The organism is Beggiatoa alba B18LD (genome assembly GCF_000245015.1).
Classification (GTDB): Bacteria; Pseudomonadota; Gammaproteobacteria; order Beggiatoales; family Beggiatoaceae; genus Beggiatoa; species Beggiatoa alba.
In genome coordinates this window covers 2,948,549-2,966,902 of record NZ_JH600070.1, presented here as the reverse complement: position 1 = coordinate 2,966,902, position 18,354 = coordinate 2,948,549, and the positions used below count along the sequence as shown (strand labels likewise).

Sequence of the window (18,354 nt, the reverse complement as noted above, 5' to 3'; positions counted from 1 at the left end):
CCCCTTGTGCTTACTCTCATGACAACATAGATTTCGACAATATCCATTCATGCATTCATACAGGAGAATCAAACACGATGATCAGTCTAACCCCCAAAGCAGCAAGCCATGTGCAAAAATCCATCGACAAACGCGGTAAAGGTATTGGGCTTCGTTTAGGTGTACGCACAAGTGGATGCTCTGGCATGGCTTATGTCATGGAATTTGTTGACCAATTAGAAGAACACGACCAAGTTTTCGAATCTAATGGCGTTAAAATCATTGTCGACCCCAAAAGCCTGAGTTACATCGACGGCACTGAATTAGACTATGTCCGCGAAGGCTTAAATGAAGGCTTTAAATTTAGCAATCCCAATGTTAAAGATGAATGTGGTTGTGGCGAAAGTTTTAACGTATAAGTCATGACAAACCCAAACTACTTTGAACTTTTTGGCTTACCGACCAGTTTCACGATAGATAATGACGCACTCGCAACACGCTATCGTGATTTACAAAAAATGGTGCATCCTGACAAATTTGCGGACGCGCCTGAACGTGAGCGACGTTTAGCTATGGAAAAAGCGACGCTCATCAATAGCGCGTTCCAAACCCTCAAACAGCCCATTCATCGCGCACAATATCTTTTAGAATTACAAGGTATTGCCCTCAATAATGAAAATGATACCTTTATGGATGGGCAATTTCTCATGGCACAAATGGAACTACGCGAAACCCTTGCAGAGATTAAAACCCAAGCAGACCCGCTCACCGCCCTCAGCAAATTTCTGGCAACCCTACAACAACAAACGCAACAACTATTAGATAAACTCAACCAACACTGTACAAAAGCTGACTGGCACGCCGCACGGAATAGTGTGCGCCAACTCCAGTTTTTTAACCGCTTGCAAGAAGAAGCCATACAACTAGAAGAAACCTTGCTCTAAATCGCTCATGACCAGTCATTAAAGGACGTTTACATGCCACTCTTGCAAATTAGCGAACCAGGACAATCCACTGCCCCCCATCAACACCGACTTGCGGCAGGCATAGACTTAGGGACAACTAACTCCCTCATTGCAACCGTGCGCAGTGGTATTGCCGAAACATTACCCGATACCCAAGAACGCCACCTCTTACCCTCAGTCGTTCACTACAAAACAGACGCGCCCGCCCTTGTTGGCTACGAAGCCCTAGCCTTTGCCAGCACTGACCCCTTAAATACCATCGCCTCTGTCAAGCGACTCATGGGGCGTGGACTAAATGAAGTCAAAACCCTAGGCACACAACTCCCTTATGATTTTATCGAACAGCAAGGTATGCCCTTACTGCACACCACACATGGCGACTTAAGCCCCGTCCAAATTTCTGCCGACATCCTCCGCAGCTTAAAACAACGTGCCGAAGACAGCCTAGGCGGTGAACTCAGTGGCGTTGTGATTACCGTCCCAGCCTACTTTGACGACGCACAACGCCAAGCTACCAAAGACGCGGCAACCCTTGCAGGCTTACATTTACTCCGTTTACTCAACGAACCCACCGCCGCCGCTGTTGCCTATGGTTTAGACAAAAAAGCCGAAGGCATTCACGCCATTTACGACTTAGGCGGTGGTACTTTCGATATCTCTATCCTGCGCCTACACAAAGGCGTGTTTGAAGTTATGGCAACCGCAGGCGATTCCGCACTTGGGGGCGACGATTTAGACCGCGAGATTGCCCGCTGGATAATGACACAAGCCCAAATTGCCGATGACAGTTCACAAGGACACATCCGCTACCTACTCGATAGCGCGAAAATGGCAAAAGAAGCCCTTACCGAACAAAACAGCGTCGACCTCACGATTAACTTAAGCAATGGGCAAACATGGACAGGCACATTAACCCGCGACACCCTCCACAACCTCGTTGATGTCTATATTCAAAAAACATTGATACCTTGCCGTCGAGCCTTACGCGATGCAGGCATTACCCAAGCGGATATTCATGAAGTCGTCATGGTTGGCGGTTCTACCCGTATGCCCCGCATTCGTGAAAAAGTCGCCGAATTTTTCCAACGCCAACCCCATGTTGATATCGACCCCGATAAAGTTGTCGCAATCGGTGCTGCTATTCAAGCCGATATTCTTGTCGGCAATAAACCTGATGATGACATGCTCCTGCTGGATGTCATTCCCCTATCACTAGGTTTGGAAACCATGGGCGGACTGGTTGAAAAAGTCATTCCACGCAATACCACGCTACCCGTTGCCCGTGCGCAAGAATTCACCACCTTTAAAGACGGTCAAACAGCAATGGCGTTACATGTTGTACAAGGTGAACGCGACTTAGTCAGCGATTGCCGTTCACTCGCACGCTTTGAACTGCGTGGCATTCCGCCAATGGTTGCTGGTGCAGCGCGGATACGTGTTACTTTCCAAGTTGATGCCGATGGTTTGCTCAGTGTTTCCGCTCAAGAACAAACCACCATGATAAAAAGCGAAATCACCGTAAAACCCTCTTACGGTTTACAAGATAGCGATATTGAACGCATGTTAAAAGATGCAATTTCCTACGCCGATTTGGATGCAAAAAAACGAACGCTCCGAGAACAACAAGTCGAAGCCGACCGCGTTATTAACGCACTCCGCGCCGCTTTACAAGCCGATGGACAAACCCTGTTAAAACAACAAGAGTTTTTAAGCATTAATCAGGCACTAGATGCTTTACTCAAAGTTAAAGAAGGCACAGAACCCAGCGTCATCAAACAAGCGATTGAAAAACTAGATAGCCTGACACAAGAGTTTGCCGCAAGACGGATGGATCAAGCGATTAAACGCGCGATGCAGGGACACAAACTGAATGAATTTATGGAGGAAGATAAATAAATGCCGACAATCACCTTTTTACCCCATCCTGAACTCTGCCCTGACGGTGTCACAATTGAAGCGGATACTGGAGAAAGTGTTTTAGATATTGCGTTAAATCACGGTGTTGCTTTAGAACATGCCTGCGATAAATCCTGCGCCTGTACCACCTGCCACATTATTATCCGTGAAGGTTTTGATTCTCTAACCCCAGCGACTGAGCAAGAAGAAGATTTATTAGATAAAGCATGGGGATTAGAAGCAGAATCCAGACTCGGCTGTCAAGCCAAGCTCGCCGATGAAAATTTAGTCGTAGAAATTCCCAAATATACGATTAATTACGCGCGAGAAAATCATTAAGTAGGAGCAATACTCATGGGGCAATCTATTTGTTTATCATTAGTTACAAAGGTATATGTTGCTAAACCTAAGCGAAAACCGTTAGATTTAGAAAAACTAACATTGACATTTAAACAGGAGTTACCCCTAGATTTATCACTTTTTGATTTTTCAGAAACGGAAGAAGAATATTGTTGGAATATTAAACCAACAGAATTAGAACAGGGATTATTGCCCTTCTTAGAAGCCTTCTATAGTCAATACTATACACACCCTAATTATATTGAAGGCTATCAGCGAATTTTAGATAGACTGCGTCAGGAAAGAAATGCGTTGTATTACCTTGATGTCGCAAAATGCAAGTATCAAGAGTGTTTCCAAGATGACAGTAAAATACTTGATTATTTGCCATATCGCCATGAGTACGGCTCAAGCGTAAGATTTCATTTTGATGCAATTATATTGGCATTAGCGGGCAAAATTTATTTGGAAATGTCTGGAGGGTTATTAAAATTTCTCAATGAAAGCGTGCAATTGCGTTTTAAGGCGTTTCCTTTAGCGAAATGTTTAAATTTGTATATTTCAGAGTAGCTTACTGTTTAATTTAAGGTAACCTGAGTTCGGCGTGTTTCTAAAAGTAAAACAGAGACCTGCTAGGTTTTAAAAACCTAGCAGGTCTTTTTTTATCTGAAGGGTTAAATAATTTTTAATCTACGTTAAATAGAGTAATATAGAAGAATTCCGATATATAAATATGCTAAAAAACAATAAATTATCCGTGATTTTTCAGTGAAAATGCCTTGATTTTTAATTACTTTTTATAAATAAAAATTAATCCTGATAGTAAAAAAGCTGTGTTATATTACACTTAATGCTTCAGTATATCTCTACATTGATTGAGAGCCAGCACGTTTATCATCAAACGCTTTGCAGCCTGTGCGAAGTTGATATAAAGGGGACATAGTCTATTTTTTGTTCCCTTCTCTTTATTCTATTCACTAACCCTTAAACTTCTGTCTTACCCATTTATCTTGTTTTTACTATCAATCGTTGCGTTGACAACGACTAAGGTTTTAACCTTATACAAGACTTAGACAGAGTGTTTAATAATCCTATTCAGCCGTATAGTTGACGCAAAATCAAAACTATACAAAATCTAAACTAGCAGTTTACTTTTGCTTGACATAATAATACCTGAGTATTATACTAAGTTTAAATCTGTATCGCGCGTTAGAAATCTACTTAACTTTTCGCGCAAATTGGACAGAATGCCAAGCATACCTTAAACACTATGAGGGGAGATTTACGATGACATCTCAGCCATTAACGCTCAATTTGCAACTTGCTGTCCCAGGTCAAAGTATCGAGGGGTATGCTCAAGCTATCCGAGCGATTCCCATGTTAAGTAGTGATGAAGAACGCGCATTAGCAGAACGTTTGCGGACGGGTGAAGACCTTGAAGCCGCCCGTGTTTTAGTGATGTCTCATTTACGTTTTGTCATGCACATCGCCCACAGTTATCGTGGGTATGGTTTACCTCAAGCTGACCTGATTCAAGAAGGGAATATTGGGTTAATGAAGGCGGTGAAACGTTTTGATCCGAATGTTGGGGTACGCTTGGTTTCATTTGCTGTGCATTGGATTCGTGCGGAAATTCATGAGTATATTTTACGTAACTGGCGAATTGTGAAGGTCGCAACGACGAAATCACAACGGAAATTGTTTTTTAACTTACGTAGCGCGAAAAAGCATTTAGGGTGGTTAACCAATGCTGAAGTGGAGTCTGTCGCTAAGGATTTAGGCGTGAGCACTAAGGATGTGCTGGAAATGGAAACACGCTTAACCATGCACGATATGGCTTTTGACGCGCCGAATGATGCGGATGAAGAAAACGAAATGTTAGCTCCCGCGTCTTATTTGGAAGATGTGCGTTATGATCCTGCAACGATGATCGAGCAAGCCGAGTGGGATGCGCATGGTAATGGGCAGTTAAAGCAGGCGTTAAATCAATTAGATTCTCGTAGCCAAGATATTTTGCAAAAACGTTGGTTAGGGGATGAGAAAGCGACCTTGCAAGAGTTAGCAGAGCAGTATAATGTGTCTGCTGAGCGGATTCGTCAAATTGAGAATAATGCGATGAAGAAGCTGAAAAAGAATTTATTAAGTGCGATGATGTAATTTTTAACCCGCTGATTCTTATTTATCTTAATGGGATAGTTAGGATTCAATCAGCAAGTTTACACTTTTTTATAAAAGTGCATCAGTTTTGACAGGATGTCGATTTGAGAAATTAATGCGGTAGTGTAGGTGTGACCAGTACCCACACTACCTAACTACACGAAGACTGGGTAGGAGCAATCCGCCGTGTAGCTGTTTTCTATAGAGCAATTTGAGTGCCATTTTTTTTATAATGATATTTATCGTGAGTTGTTAAATGTGTAGTATGTTGTTTATGTAGTATTTATCTTGAAATCAGGTTATCTTGAGCATAAAAAAACCCCTTGTGTAAAAAACGGCACAAGGGGTTTTCTGTTTATAAGTACTGTTTTTGAGTCATTTGAGTGTGATTAATAGACTTCTATCAATTTTGCCTGCTTAAATCCTCGACAACAGTTGTCATTTAAACAACGCTTCACCTGAAAAACCTTCTTTTTCTAAGATTTCGCGTAAGCGTTTTAAGGCTTCTAGCTGTATTTGTCGGACTCTTTCACGGGTTATGCCGATTTCTAGACCGACTTGTTCCAGTGTCGCAACTTCGTCACCATCTAAACCAAATCGACGCTCAACAACCCGTCTTTGTTTTTCATTGAGTTGAGAAAGCCACAATTCAATGTGTTTTAACATGTCCGCATCTTGTAATAAGACGGATGGGTCGGGGTTTTGCTCGTCGGGAATCGTGTCTAATAGGGACTTTTCTGAGTCATTCGCGCGGGGCGTATCAACAGACGTTATCCGTTCATTAAGCCCTAACATGCGTTTAACATCTTCTAATGGGCGGTCTAGCTCGTGCGCAACATCTTCGGGCGTTGGTTCTCGATCTAGCTTTTGCGACAGTTGTCGGGCGGCACGTAGATAGATATTTAATTCTTTTACCACGTGAATGGGTAAGCGAATTGTCCGTGTTTGATTCATTAAGGCACGGTCTATGGTTTGTTTAATCCACCATGTCGCATAGGTTGAAAAACGAAAGCCCCGTTCAGGGTCAAATTTTTCAACGGCACGAATCAGCCCTAAATTGCCTTCTTCGATTAAGTCTAGTAATGCTAAACCCCGATTCATATAACGACGGGCAATTTTTACGACGAGCCGTAAATTTGCCACTATCATCATTCTTCGTGCATCCATATCGCCTTTTTGAGCGCGACGGGCATAGTCAACTTCTTGCTGCGGGGTTAGTAGTGCAGAGAAGCCAATCTCGTTTAAATAAATCCGTGTTGCATCCCGATCACCATCAATAATGTCGTGCATCGGTACTGCAACTTCTTGCTCGTTCTCTTCCGTGATGGGGTTATCAACATCGAGTATGTCGTCACCCTCAAGGATGTCCGTATCGTCCTCTAGTACAATTGGGTCGTCATCCATATCTGCCTCACCAGCAACTGATGTGTTTGTTTGACACTATAATGGGGGCAGGTATAGCAAAGGATCAACTGCTTTTGTACGACATCTGATTTCAAAATGTAGTGCTGCAACGCCATTGCTATCTGTGCCCATTTCTGCAATCGATTGTCCTGACGCAACTTGTGTGCCTTCTCGTACTAATAGGCGTTGGTTATCAGCATAGACGCTGTAGTAAGCGGTGTTGTGTTGTAGGATGATAAGGTTACGATAACCATTTGTTCCTGTTCCACTATAAACCACCGTGCCTGCTGCTGCTGCTCGCACAGCTTGCCCTCGTTGACTCGCAATTTTAATTCCGCGTCGTCCTTCTGGTGACACACTGGCAGAAATACGTCCCGCTGTTGGCCATTGCCATTTAACGGGAGGATAACAACTACCTGTATTCGAGGGGCTGACGGTTGCCTGTGCTTCTTGTTGATAGCCTTGATAAAGTTGGCGCATGGGTTGGCGCGTGCTTGTTGAGGGGCTGGGGGCTGAATAACTAGGCGTTGCGGTTGAGGGAGCGGGGGAGGCAACAACAGGAGCGGTGGTGGTTTTACTGGGAGGGCTGGGTTGTGGAGTTGTTGATGTTGTTGTGCTGGTTTTAACAGGAATTCGTAGAATTTGACCAATACTTAAGGCTTTAGAGATAGCAAAACCATTGTAACTGGCAATGGCATTAGCGGTGGTGTTGTATTGGCGGGCAATGCCTGAGAGGGTATCGCCTTTTTTAACCGTATAGGTAATAGACGCTGTTGCCTGACTGCTCAAGTCATTACTCGTGCCTGTCAGGGTGGGTTTATCGACATGACGGGATAAAAATAAACTGTTACCACAAGCAGGGGTTAGTAAAACACAGATGGAGATAACGAGGTGACGAGCGGAAAACATGGCGTACAGCTTCTTAGGTTGGATGGCGGAAAACAGACTTGTTTAAGTGTTAAACAAGTCTGTTCAGGATAGATGCGTTATTAATTAGGGGGAATAACAAGCAAGCGTTGCCCAGGGTAAACCGTGTAAGGGCTACCGATACCATTCCATAAGGCGAGTTCTTGCGTCGTTAAGCCATAGCGTTCTGCAATACTGCCTAAGGTTTCACCTTGTCCAACCATGTGATAATTATAAGGTTGGGTATAACTGCGGCTCGTATTCGCGTCTGTACTGGTTGCTGTGTTGCTTTTTACTGTGTTCGTTGTCGTTGTGCTTGGACGGGTAACGCTTTGGGTTTTTAAGGTGCTCGCACTGCTATTGCTATTAGAAACATTTGCCCCGTAACTGCTTGCACTTGGTGGCGATACTAACAGGCGTTGTCCCAATATAATCGAATAGGGTGGCGCGATATTATTCCAGCTGGCAATATCTGCGGGTGTGAAGCCATAACGGCGGGCGATATTGTATAAAGTATCGCCTTGTGCAACCGTATGATATTGGTCGCTACTGCTGGCTGTTGTACGACTGGTTGTTGCGCGGTAACTGGCTTGTGCAACGGCACTGCTATTACCTGCACTCCCCACAACAAGAACTTGCCCAACAGATAAGGTGTAGGGCGGGGCGATATTATTTAAACTCGCCATTTGTTGCACGGAATAACCATAACGTTTGGAAATACTATATAAAGTTTCCCCAGCTTGTACGGTATGTGTGCCTTGAGAAGATGCATAGCCTTGACTACTACTCACAGGAACTGCCGCAGTTGTACTGCCTGTTGTGCCTGAGGGATATAAAATCAGTTGTTGACCAACAGAAATGGTGTAAGGTTCAGGGATGTTATTCCAAGCCGCAAGATTACGAAAATCTACGTTATACATGCGGGCGATGCCATAAAGGCTTTCACCCCGTTGCACAATATGAACATTTCCGCCACTGGTTGTCGTTGAAGTACTTGGATAATTTGTGCTAGTGCTGGGATAGCTATAACTAGGGGTTGGGGTTGGTTGTGGTATAGGTGAACTTGTGACGGGCGCAGTCACTGCGCCTGTGTAACCGCCACTGCTACCACTGACGATTAATTGTTGTCCCACTGATAGCGCGTAAGGAGGAACGATGCCGTTGTCAGTGGCAATCGCCCGCCAATCCGTACCGTAACGACGCGCAATACTATAGAGCGTATCGCCCGCGACGACAGTGTAATATTGTCCGCCCGCAGTGGGTGTGCCACTGCTATCAGGTAAAGAAATATCAGTTGGATAATCAGTCGGATATCCGCTTTGATACCCATCATCTGTCGGCGTTGGTTCAGTCGTTTCAACCGTTGAACAGCCACTGATAAGCGCGGTAATTGCTAAGCCTAAAACTGTCCATCGCTTTGCAAAAGTTAGAGTTCTATACATTGTGAGCTAAACTCCAAGCTGTTTGTGAGAAAGTATTACAGCCAGTAAACGCACGTTGAAGAAGATAAAGGATTTAAACAGTTTTTCGCCCCTAACAACTAATTAACATTGCCTTGCAAGACAAGATGGACAATAAAACTATTCAACCCATTGTAAGAAAAAATGTTAATTTTTATTGTGACATAAAGAACTTGTTTAAATCAACTTATAAACAATAAGCACTTAACGCACTAAAAATGATGATTAATTCGTTTCTGTTGGCAAAGTAGTGACTAATTTTGGCATTTCGTTTTCAATCCATTCCTCAGCCTGCGTATTAATCACTTTAGCGGTTTTACCTTCGGTTTTAATCAGTGTACCGATATGCACTTGAATCTTACCAGGGTATTTTAAAAAGCCCTGCCGTTGCCAATAAACCCCTGCATTATGCGCAATGGGTAATACTGGAAAACCGCTTTTTTCCGCTAATAACGCCCCACTGACGGTATAACGTCCGCGTTCCGTTGGTGCAACCCGTGTGCCTTCGGGGAAAATAATCACTGAAATGCCACTGACTAAGCGTTTCCGCCCTTGCTCTATAATTTGCTCTAAAGAACGGCGGACATTGCTCCGCTCAATCGCAATCGGACGCATGGTTGCTAAACCCCAGCCAAACAAAGGAATCCATAACAACTCTTTCTTTAATACCCACACTTGCATAAACGGCAAAATCTTCGCATAAGCAATGGTTTCCCAAGCAGATTGATGCTTGCTTAACACAATCACAGGTTTATCTTTCGGAATATTTTCCAAGCCCTGCACTTCATAAGTCAGTTGGCAAGTTTTTTCTAGCCACCATAAAAAGAAATGGGCGAAGCGCGTCATAATGTGATAACGCAAAGGATAACGCACCAATGCCAACGGTAACGATAAAGGCATAAAAACCAACAATGCCATGACAATACCTAAATAAAAAGCCAATGCCCGCGCATATAAAACGGGAATTGAAGGGGTTGAATTATTATTCTGCATGTTTTTCACTCAAGAGGTCATCCACAACACTGGCGAGATTGTCATATACAGCGACATCGCCAAATCCATCTAATTCTTGTAAGGTTTTTTCGCCTTTGCCTGTCAACACTAAAATCGGCTTTGCACCGCACGCAATCGCAGCTTGTAAATCGCGCAATGAATCCCCGATTGCAGGCACACCCGTTAAAGAAATCCCTAAACGCTCCGCTAAGTTATGGAATAATCCCGCACGTGGTTTACGACATTGACAATTATCTTGTGTACTATGCGGACAGAAAAAAACCGCCTCTACATTGCCACCCACTTCACTCAATTGCTGATACATTTTGTTATGGATCGCGTTTAAGTCTTCCAAAGTAAATAAACCACGCGCAACGCCTGATTGATTGGTAATCACAACCACGCGATAACCTGCTTGATTTAAGCGTGCAATGGCTTCCAAACTATTGGGTATTGCGTGCCATTCATCGGGCGATTTAATGTACTCATTGGAATCGAAGTTAATGACCCCGTCGCGGTCTAAAATGACTAATTTCATGGGGTTAAAGACTTATTTGCTAAAAGAAAAAGGGTCATATAGGTGATAAAAAAGGGACAATAAACCTTGCCCCCTTTTATACAAGCTTATCCCTGTAAACGAGAAATGTCGGCGATTTTTAAGAATAATCCCCGTAAAGTTTGTAATAAGGCTAAACGATTACGACGAGCTTTCTCATCGTCAACCATCACCATCACTTTATCAAAAAAGCTGTCGACGGCATCGCGTAGCTGTGCGAGTTGTTGCAAACTGGCTTGATAATCCCCTTGTGCTAATAAAGGGTTAATCGCTTCAGCAGTATGATTTAGTTGATTATATAACACCCGCTCCGCCTCTTCGGTAAAGTGGGTAAAGACAGGATGATCAGGGAAAGACTCCTCTGTCTTTTTCAAAATATTATGAATTCGCTTGTTCGCAGCGGCTAAACTTTCCGCAGCAGGCAATTGTTGAAAACTGGCAACGGCACGAATGCGTCTATCCGCATCTAAAGGCGATTCAGGTTGACAACTTAAAACCGCCTCAATGCTATCGCTGTTAATTCCTTGTTCCTGATAGTAACCGCGTAAACGCTCTAACATAAACTCGAATACTTGTTCACTGGTATTCTGTGTTAATAGCGTTGTCGGATAAGCTTTCTCAGCTTCCCGCAATAAGGTGCGAATATTCAGCGGTAACGCACATTCAATCACAATGCGCAAAATCCCCAAAGTCGCACGACGTAATCCAAACGGGTCTTTATCCCCTGTCGGACTTTGTCCGATACCAAAAATACCGACTAAGGTATCTAATTTATCCGCAATCGCCACCGCTTGCCCGATAGGCGTTTGCGGTAAGGTATCGCCCCAAAAACGGGGCATATATTGCTCACGCAAGGCAACCGCAACGGCTTCCGCCTCGCCATCGTGACGGGCGTAATAATCGCCCATAATGCCCTGTAACTCTGGGAATTCATTGACCATATTCGTCATTAAATCACATTTACTGAGCAACGCAGCCCGCTGTGCTTGTTGCGGATTTGCGCCCAACTTTTGCGCAATCATTCCCGCTGTCACGGCAACCCGTTGCGACTTATCCAATAAACTGCCTAATTTATCTTGGAAAATAACCGTTTTTAACTGTTCCTGACGCTCGGCTAATGGCTTGGCTTTATCCTGTTTCCAGAAAAACATCGCATCGCTTAAACGCGGACGAATCACCTTTTCATTACCCGCTTTAATCAATTCAGGTTGCGTGCTGTGAACATTACTTAAGGTAATGAAAAAAGGCATTAATTTCTCTTGTGCATCGACAACATGGAAATATTTTTGATTACCCTTAATCGTTGCGATTAATGCCTCAGGTGGAACGGCAAGAAATTCTTTTTCAAACTCGCCCGTAATCGGAAACGGGTTTTCAACAATACTGGTCACTTCGTCTAATAAAGCAGGGTCTATCACCGCTGTCCCGCCTAAGATTTCCGCCGCTTCCTCAACTAAAATCTTAACTCGTTGTTGACGAATGGAAAAAATAGGAATCACAAAACCTTCAGACTCTAACAATTTCGCATAATCATCCGCGTTAGGAATAACAATCGGTTGCGGATGGTGGAAACGATGACCGCGTGTCGTGTTGCCACTCTTAACCCCTAAAATTTCAGTTTCAATCACTTGCTGACCAAAAAGGATTAACACCCAATGAATAGGGCGCACAAAGGCAAAATCAGAACTGCCCCAACGCATCCGTTTTGCAATCGGTAATGCATCTAAGGCATTGTTAATAATATTGTTTAATAATTCGACTGTCGCCTGTCCTTTTTGCAAGGTACGAAACACTAACCACGCGCCTTTATCCGTTTCTAACTTTTCTAAATCAGCAACCGCCACCCCACAGGAACGCGCAAAACCTTCAGCAGCTTTACTGGGTTTGCCTTCTTTATCATACGCAGCGGCTAATGCGGGCCCGCGTTTTTCAACGGGAATATCAGGCTGTTGTACGGCAACGCCTTTAACTAAAACGGCTAAACGGCGCGGGGTGGCGTAAGGATTGGCAATATTATATTGAATATGCTGATTTTCTAAGCCTTCACAAATGCCCGATAAAAAGGCTTCTGATAAGGTTTTAAGATGCTTCGGGGGTAACTCTTCCGTCCCGATTTCGATTAATAAATCCTGAGTGGCAGACATTGCACTAATTCCATGAATGACGTAGCTGAATAGTGAAACGGTACATAACGCAATTGCGAACGCACCCGACGAAATACGCGATAATTGACCAATAGATTAACTATGCTGTCGCCTTGTTTTGACACATCGGGAAGCCTAATTTTTCACGACTGTCATAATAGGCTTGCGCAACGGCACGGGCGAGGGTGCGCACCCGTAAAATAAAGCGTTGTCGTTCCGTTACAGAAATCGCTTTACGGGCATCTAATAAATTAAAGGTATGTGAGGCTTTTAATGCCATTTCATACGCGGGCAAAGGTAAACCTAACTCGATTAATTTCGTGCTTTCGCGCTCGTACAAATCAAAATTTCTAAATAAATCGGCAATAGGCGCGTGTTCAAAATTATACGTGGACATTTCCACCTCATTTTGATGGAACACATCGCCATAAGTCACCCGCCCTAAAGGTCCATCTGCCCAGACTAAATCATAAACGCTATCAACCCCTTGCAAATACATGGCAATGCGTTCTAAACCATAAGTAATTTCGCCCGTCACAGGTTTACACTCTAACCCGCCAACTTGTTGGAAATACGTGAATTGTGTCACTTCCATCCCGTTCAACCACACTTCCCACCCCAAGCCCCACGCGCCTAAGGTCGGTGATTCCCAGTTATCTTCGACGAACCGAATATCATGCACTAAGGGGTCTATGCCTAACATGCGCAAAGAGTCTAAATATAATTCTTGAATATTCAGCGGTGATGGCTTAATAACTACTTGATACTGATAATAATGTTGTAAGCGGTTAGGGTTTTCGCCATAACGCCCATCAGCGGGACGGCGAGACGGTTGCACATACGCCGCACTCCAAGGCTCAGGTCCGATAGCCCGTAAGAAGGTCGCAGGGTGAAATGTACCCGCGCCGACTTCCATATCATAAGGTTGTTGAATCACACAACCTTGTTTTGCCCAATATTCTTGTAGTTTCAGAATTAAATCTTGAAAAGTGCTTGGTGATGCCACGACTTTTTCCCTTTTCCGACGGTTTTGCTAGCTGTTTTAACGGGTGATTTATGCAAAATAAGCGCATTATAACGGCTAAGAAACAGCTTGGATATGCAGCGACTCAGAATACAAAGTAATTCGCGTATAAAATCCACTATTTCGCTGTATCATCATCAACCGCGTTTTTTTCCTGATAATTCTTCAATACTTTCTAATAATTCGATAATCACACTGCTTAATGATTTCACCGCACTATTTAAACTTTCGTCTAACTTTTGCGTAAAACTTTCTACTTGTTGGCGGTAATTATCCAATCCTTTACTCAATTCTTGGAACACTTTTGCGACATCTTCGTCAACTTTTTCAAAATGACTTTGATATTTTTTCCAAACCTGCTCAACTGCTTTACTCGTATTATTCAAAGTGTCGCTAGCACTCAGGCTCACGCCTTGCAATGTGGTCGCGCTGGTTTCTACGGCACTGTTTAAACCATTCACCTGTTCTAAGGTCAATTTTAGCGTGTCGACCGTATCGTGTAGCGGTTTACCGACAAGGCTTAATTGCTCGCCTGTTTCCGCTAAATTGGTCTGAATCGTATTTAACTGCTTTAACGCACTACGTAAATTTTCTAATGTTTGCGCACTAATCTCGGCAATATCCGTTTTCACCAGACCAAATTTATCCGCTGCCTCGGTCAATTGCATCGCTACTTGTTGGGAGGCACTGGATAAACGCATCTCGACCTTTTCCCCTGCAATGCCTAACGCACTACTGGCATCTTGCGCTTTTGAGCGTAACAGTTGACTAGATTCGTCTATTCCTGTTTTTAAGCCTGCTAAGGCACTAATCAGCATTGTTAATGGCTCGCTGACTCGTTGTAACTCCTGCGTGGCGGTTTGTTGAATTTCTGCATTCGTCGTTGTCATCCGTTCTAAAAGCGTCTCTGTCGCGTGACTAAAACCTTGTTGCAAAGTCACTGCGGCATCATTCATGCGCGAACCGAAATCTGTACCCGATGAATCAAATTGCTGGCGAAAGCCGTCTAAAGTTGGAATTAATTTTTCTAAAGACTGCGCGACTTGCTTCATTTCCTCGCCTGCCGCGTTTTGCAAATGCTGGCTAAAGGTTTCAACCATTCGTTCTAAAGCATTTTGATTCATCCCGCCAACTCTATCCGCTAATCCATCAATGGCGACGGATAACGGTTTCATGGCTTTTGCCAATTTTTCTGAAAATTTATCTTCTAATGCATTCGCAATAGAGGCGGCTAAATCGGTATTAAAGCGTTCTAATTGCTCTGTTTGTCGTCTATTTTCCTCAATTTGTGTGGTATCAATTTGTTCTAAGGTGATAAACGTTAAGTGATTTTCTAAGCTGGCACAAAAATAATGGATTTTTTCTTGTAAACGGTGCAGTTGCGCTTTTTCCCGCCATGAAAAGACAATTGAAGCAATTAAACCCGCGATAGAGGTAATAAATTTAAACGTTGCTGCGTGCAATAAATCCCGCAATGCCTGCTGTGCTTTCTCAATATCTGGCGCGGCAACCCCTTGACTAGCAAACCATAACGCCGCGACAAGACCAATAAAGGTAAAAAATAAACCAATACCGACAAAGATATTCGGCGCGGATTGGTATAAACGCAGGTTTAAACGTGGCGCGATTAAGCTTGATTCATTGAAATAGACATCAGGACGATGGGTGTAAAAAATTGGGTCGCGGGGTTTTTTAGGCAGAATTAAGGTTTTACGAAAAGCTTCCCATTGTTGGGCAAGTAAAGGATTTTGCTGTAGTTGCTCATGAACTTGTTCATAATGGGCGATAAATTCAGCGGGCGGAATTGCGTCGATAAGCTGTTGCGCTTGACGCAATTGAAACTCAAAACGCGCCAGTTTAAAACGGAATAAACTCCAAATACCGACCGCTAATAAGATAATACTAAAGGCTAACCCCCAAGGTATCATGGGGTTATTAATCAAGCTAAAAAATAAATCCATCATAAATGTGAAGACCTTTTATGGTGTTTTTAATAGGCAGATGCTGAGACATTACCACGAACAAGAACACGCATCACAATGCGCGACATCCATCCCCCCACAATGCAAGTCTGGCATATCACATGATTTACAAGATGGAATTTCGGGTTTATGACAGGATTTACAAGCAAATTGTGAAACATCAGGCAAATCACTACAGTTACAGTCTATTCCGTCACAACGATTATTGTCTTTTTCCTGCGCGTGTTTACGCTGGGATTTTTTGGCTTTTCTTTCTTTTTCCAATGCTTCGGCGGCTAATTTACAGTCATGAAAGCGTTGTTGAATCAGGCTAAAACTCTGTCTTGTCCCACTTTGTAACAGGGTCACACGGGCATATTCAGAACAGGATAAATCCTGATGTTTTACCGCATAAGCACAGCGGAAACCTTTATAAGGGGAAATATATTGTTGATAAACACGGATAAGCCGTGCAAGCAGACGATTGAGCATGGAGGTTATAACCTAGTCAGCCTGTAATGTCAGTAAAAATATATCGGATGCTGTGGTAAAAAGGAGCATATCCAGTTGCGCACTTTCATGACGATATGGTAAAAGAAACCGTTGTGTAAACAACTTAATTGAGTGTTTGTACGTTCGTCCCTTGTGATACCTGTTTTACACAATATTCTTGTGTGGTAAAAATGAGGTAGGCTACCTAAATAATCATAAATAAGGGTACAAGGTAGTAGTCATAAATACGTTGTTTTAAAAACTGACTTCATAAAAAAGAGCTAAAACAACACAGTCAATCATTGGGGATAAAACAATGAACCGTTTTGATTGGTTAGCAGAATTACTTGCCCGTTTTGAAGAGAATGCAATACATGTGAGTCGCGGTTCAAAAACGACTTTGCAACCTGCGCATTTATTGCACGTTCCCGCAAATGAGTGGGGGATGACTTTTGCGATTGTTTCAACATTTGCTTGCCGTTTTAGCGCGTTATGGGCAACAGAAACTGTTCCTACCGCAAAAGATGAGATTGGTAGCGTTTTTATTGTTGATTGTTGCGTAGAAAAATCGGGCGATTATTTAGTATTACGAACGGAAATTGAGTGTCATCAAGCACAATTAACGTCTATCACGCCATATTATCCCGCTGCAAATCGAATAGAACGCCATTTACAAGATTTATTAGGAATTGAATTTGTTGAACATCCTGATAAAAGACGTTGGCTACGCCATCAGGCTTGGCAAGCACAAACCTATCCCTTACGCAAAGCAGTTTCCCGATTTGGCACACCGCCAGAAGTAACTCCCGCAGATACAGAATACCCATTCCTTCAAGCCCAAGGCACAGGCGTATATGAAATTCCTGTTGGACCTGTTCATGCGGGAATTATTGAACCAGGTCATTTTCGTTTCCAAGCGGTTGGAGAAAAAATTTTAAATTTAGAAGCTCGTTTAGGCTACGTACATAAAGGCATTGAAAAAATTGCCGAAGGTCGCCCGCCTGAATCATTGGCGAAATTAGCGGGTAGAGTTTCAGGAGATAGCACGGTCGCGCATACGTGGGCAGCTTGTATGGCGATGGAGCGAGCGGCGCATATTGAAGTACCACCACGCGCTCAATTTTTACGGGCAATTTTTTGTGAACGTGAACGGGTCGCCAATCATTTGGGCGATGTTGGCGCGATTTGTAACGATGTTGCCTTTAGTTTTGCGTTTTATCAATTTTCTCGGCTACGTGAATTATGGCAACGTTTAAATTTTGAGTCTTTAGGGCATCGCTTTCTGATGGATTGCATCGTGCCTGCGGGGGTTAAAAAAGATTTAGCGGCGCATTGGATACCTGATTACAAACAGCAGTTACAAGTGGTTGCAAAAGAAATTGAGGTATTAGCGGGTATTCTTGAGCGTCATACAGGTGTTGAAGACCGTTTAGAAACAACGGGCGTATTATTACCTGCTATTGCAACGCGCTTAGGTTGTTTGGGATACGTTGGGCGGGCAAGTGGACAAACGTTTGATGTCCGTCGAAATTGTCCTTACGCGCCTTATGATGAATTAACGCTTGATGTGCCAGTTTTTCAAACAGGCGATGTAAAAGCCCGTTTACAAATTCGTTTAGCAGAAATACAAGTGAGTTTACATTTATTACATCAGTTATTGAATTTGCTACCAAATGGGAAAATTGTTGGTCATTGGCAAACCCCGCTAGAAAATGCGGAAGGTTTGGGCATTGTAGAAGGTTGGCGCGGGGAAATTGTCAGTTATGTTCGATTTGGCAAAGCAGGCTTAGTTGAGCGTTTTTATCCACGCGACCCCAGTTTTTTAAACTGGTTAGCCTTAGAATTTATGATTCGTCAAGATATTGTGCCTGATTTTCCCGTATGTAATAAATCGGTGAATGGTTCTTATGCGGGCGTGGATTTATAAGGATTGGCGAGATTCTGAAAATAAAATCTTTTTATCTGAATCAGGGTTTAAAACCCTTAAACCAAGAAGTTAAGGTGAATCACGCTTTTTAATTCTGCTAATTCTGAAAATTCTGTGAATTCTGATTCAGACAAAAAAAGACCTGCTAGGT

The 18,354-nt window shown here is 43.2% G+C and carries 16 protein-coding genes; 7 read left to right on the top strand and 9 right to left on the bottom strand.

Annotated features, from left to right (window positions below):
* Positions 1-77 precede the first annotated feature (77 nt).
* From iscA to rpoH, 6 genes are all read left to right on the top strand, one after another.
* On the top strand, positions 78-398 hold the full coding sequence (gene iscA, locus BEGALDRAFT_RS12050; RefSeq protein WP_002690361.1) for an iron-sulfur cluster assembly protein IscA: 321 nt from the start codon (positions 78-80) through the stop codon (positions 396-398).
* A gap of 3 nt (positions 399-401) precedes the next feature.
* A complete protein-coding gene (hscB, locus tag BEGALDRAFT_RS12045) occupies positions 402-923 on the top strand; it encodes a co-chaperone HscB (protein WP_002690359.1) in 522 nt (173 codons plus the stop codon).
* A 33-nt stretch (positions 924-956) separates the two neighbouring features.
* Positions 957-2,840 (top strand): Fe-S protein assembly chaperone HscA, encoded by a 1,884-nt coding sequence (hscA, locus tag BEGALDRAFT_RS12040; RefSeq protein WP_002690357.1) that lies wholly within the window; start codon positions 957-959, stop codon positions 2,838-2,840.
* Entirely contained in the window at positions 2,841-3,179 is a 339-nt protein-coding gene (fdx, locus tag BEGALDRAFT_RS12035; protein WP_002690355.1) for an ISC system 2Fe-2S type ferredoxin, read from the top strand.
* 15 nt (positions 3,180-3,194) lie between these two features.
* Entirely contained in the window at positions 3,195-3,749 is a 555-nt protein-coding gene (locus BEGALDRAFT_RS12030; RefSeq protein ID WP_002690354.1) for a hypothetical protein, read from the top strand.
* 717 nt (positions 3,750-4,466) lie between these two features.
* Positions 4,467-5,336: an RNA polymerase sigma factor RpoH gene (gene rpoH / locus BEGALDRAFT_RS12025; RefSeq protein WP_002690351.1), complete on the top strand. Its 870-nt coding sequence runs from the start codon at positions 4,467-4,469 to the stop codon at positions 5,334-5,336.
* A 438-nt stretch (positions 5,337-5,774) separates the two neighbouring features.
* On the opposite strand, the gene rpoS is transcribed toward rpoH, so the two are convergent.
* The 9 genes from rpoS to yidD all read right to left on the bottom strand — a co-directional run bounded on the left by rpoS (position 5,775) and on the right by yidD (position 16,276).
* Entirely contained in the window at positions 5,775-6,740 is a 966-nt protein-coding gene (rpoS, locus tag BEGALDRAFT_RS12020) for an RNA polymerase sigma factor RpoS (protein ID WP_002690349.1), read from the bottom strand.
* A 36-nt stretch (positions 6,741-6,776) separates the two neighbouring features.
* A complete protein-coding gene (locus BEGALDRAFT_RS12015; protein ID WP_002690347.1) occupies positions 6,777-7,649 on the bottom strand; it encodes a peptidoglycan DD-metalloendopeptidase family protein in 873 nt (290 codons plus the stop codon).
* Between the two features lie 80 nt (positions 7,650-7,729).
* The gene (locus BEGALDRAFT_RS12010) at positions 7,730-9,088 is read right to left on the bottom strand and encodes a LysM peptidoglycan-binding domain-containing protein (protein ID WP_002690345.1); all 1,359 of its coding nucleotides are present in this window, start codon (positions 9,086-9,088) and stop codon (positions 7,730-7,732) included.
* 243 nt (positions 9,089-9,331) lie between these two features.
* Positions 9,332-10,099, bottom strand: coding sequence for a lysophospholipid acyltransferase family protein (locus BEGALDRAFT_RS12005; RefSeq protein WP_002690343.1), 768 nt, complete (start codon positions 10,097-10,099; stop codon positions 9,332-9,334).
* Positions 10,089-10,637 carry a D-glycero-beta-D-manno-heptose 1,7-bisphosphate 7-phosphatase gene (gene gmhB, locus BEGALDRAFT_RS12000; RefSeq protein ID WP_002690341.1) on the bottom strand — a complete coding sequence of 183 codons (549 nt, stop codon included), beginning with the start codon at positions 10,635-10,637 and terminating at the stop codon, positions 10,089-10,091. Before gmhB ends, BEGALDRAFT_RS12005 begins: the two co-directional genes overlap by 11 nt.
* Positions 10,638-10,723: 86 nt before the next feature.
* Entirely contained in the window at positions 10,724-12,799 is a 2,076-nt protein-coding gene (gene glyS, locus BEGALDRAFT_RS11995) for a glycine--tRNA ligase subunit beta (RefSeq protein ID WP_002690339.1), read from the bottom strand.
* Positions 12,800-12,899: 100 nt separating this feature from the next.
* Positions 12,900-13,805, bottom strand: coding sequence for a glycine--tRNA ligase subunit alpha (gene glyQ, locus BEGALDRAFT_RS11990; protein WP_002690332.1), 906 nt, complete (start codon positions 13,803-13,805; stop codon positions 12,900-12,902).
* 155 nt (positions 13,806-13,960) lie between these two features.
* Positions 13,961-15,787 carry an anti-phage ZorAB system protein ZorA gene (zorA, locus tag BEGALDRAFT_RS11985; protein ID WP_002690330.1) on the bottom strand — a complete coding sequence of 609 codons (1,827 nt, stop codon included), beginning with the start codon at positions 15,785-15,787 and terminating at the stop codon, positions 13,961-13,963.
* A 48-nt stretch (positions 15,788-15,835) separates the two neighbouring features.
* Positions 15,836-16,276, bottom strand: coding sequence for a membrane protein insertion efficiency factor YidD (yidD, locus tag BEGALDRAFT_RS18335; RefSeq protein WP_002690328.1), 441 nt, complete (start codon positions 16,274-16,276; stop codon positions 15,836-15,838).
* Between the two features lie 316 nt (positions 16,277-16,592).
* On the opposite strand from yidD, the gene BEGALDRAFT_RS11975 reads away from it, so the two are divergent.
* Entirely contained in the window at positions 16,593-18,203 is a 1,611-nt protein-coding gene (locus BEGALDRAFT_RS11975) for a hydrogenase large subunit (protein WP_002690326.1), read from the top strand.
* Positions 18,204-18,354: the final 151 nt, after the last annotated feature.

Bases quoted from the DNA above. Each gene is read 5' to 3' on its own strand.
- iscA (WP_002690361.1), top strand. From the start codon at position 78: ATGATCAGTCTAACCCCCAAAGCAGCAAGCCATGTGCAAAAATCCATC.
- hscB (WP_002690359.1), top strand. From the start codon at position 402: ATGACAAACCCAAACTACTTTGAACTTTTTGGCTTACCGACCAGTTTC.
- hscA (WP_002690357.1), top strand. From the start codon at position 957: ATGCCACTCTTGCAAATTAGCGAACCAGGACAATCCACTGCCCCCCAT.
- fdx (WP_002690355.1), top strand. From the start codon at position 2,841: ATGCCGACAATCACCTTTTTACCCCATCCTGAACTCTGCCCTGACGGT.
- BEGALDRAFT_RS12030 (WP_002690354.1), top strand. From the start codon at position 3,195: ATGGGGCAATCTATTTGTTTATCATTAGTTACAAAGGTATATGTTGCT.
- rpoH (WP_002690351.1), top strand. From the start codon at position 4,467: ATGACATCTCAGCCATTAACGCTCAATTTGCAACTTGCTGTCCCAGGT.
- rpoS (WP_002690349.1), bottom strand. From the start codon at position 6,740: ATGGATGACGACCCAATTGTACTAGAGGACGATACGGACATCCTTGAG.
- BEGALDRAFT_RS12015 (WP_002690347.1), bottom strand. From the start codon at position 7,649: ATGTTTTCCGCTCGTCACCTCGTTATCTCCATCTGTGTTTTACTAACC.
- BEGALDRAFT_RS12010 (WP_002690345.1), bottom strand. From the start codon at position 9,088: ATGTATAGAACTCTAACTTTTGCAAAGCGATGGACAGTTTTAGGCTTA.
- BEGALDRAFT_RS12005 (WP_002690343.1), bottom strand. From the start codon at position 10,099: ATGCAGAATAATAATTCAACCCCTTCAATTCCCGTTTTATATGCGCGG.
- gmhB (WP_002690341.1), bottom strand. From the start codon at position 10,637: ATGAAATTAGTCATTTTAGACCGCGACGGGGTCATTAACTTCGATTCC.
- glyS (WP_002690339.1), bottom strand. From the start codon at position 12,799: ATGTCTGCCACTCAGGATTTATTAATCGAAATCGGGACGGAAGAGTTA.
- zorA (WP_002690330.1), bottom strand. From the start codon at position 15,787: ATGATGGATTTATTTTTTAGCTTGATTAATAACCCCATGATACCTTGG.
- yidD (WP_002690328.1), bottom strand. From the start codon at position 16,276: ATGCTCAATCGTCTGCTTGCACGGCTTATCCGTGTTTATCAACAATAT.
- BEGALDRAFT_RS11975 (WP_002690326.1), top strand. From the start codon at position 16,593: ATGAACCGTTTTGATTGGTTAGCAGAATTACTTGCCCGTTTTGAAGAG.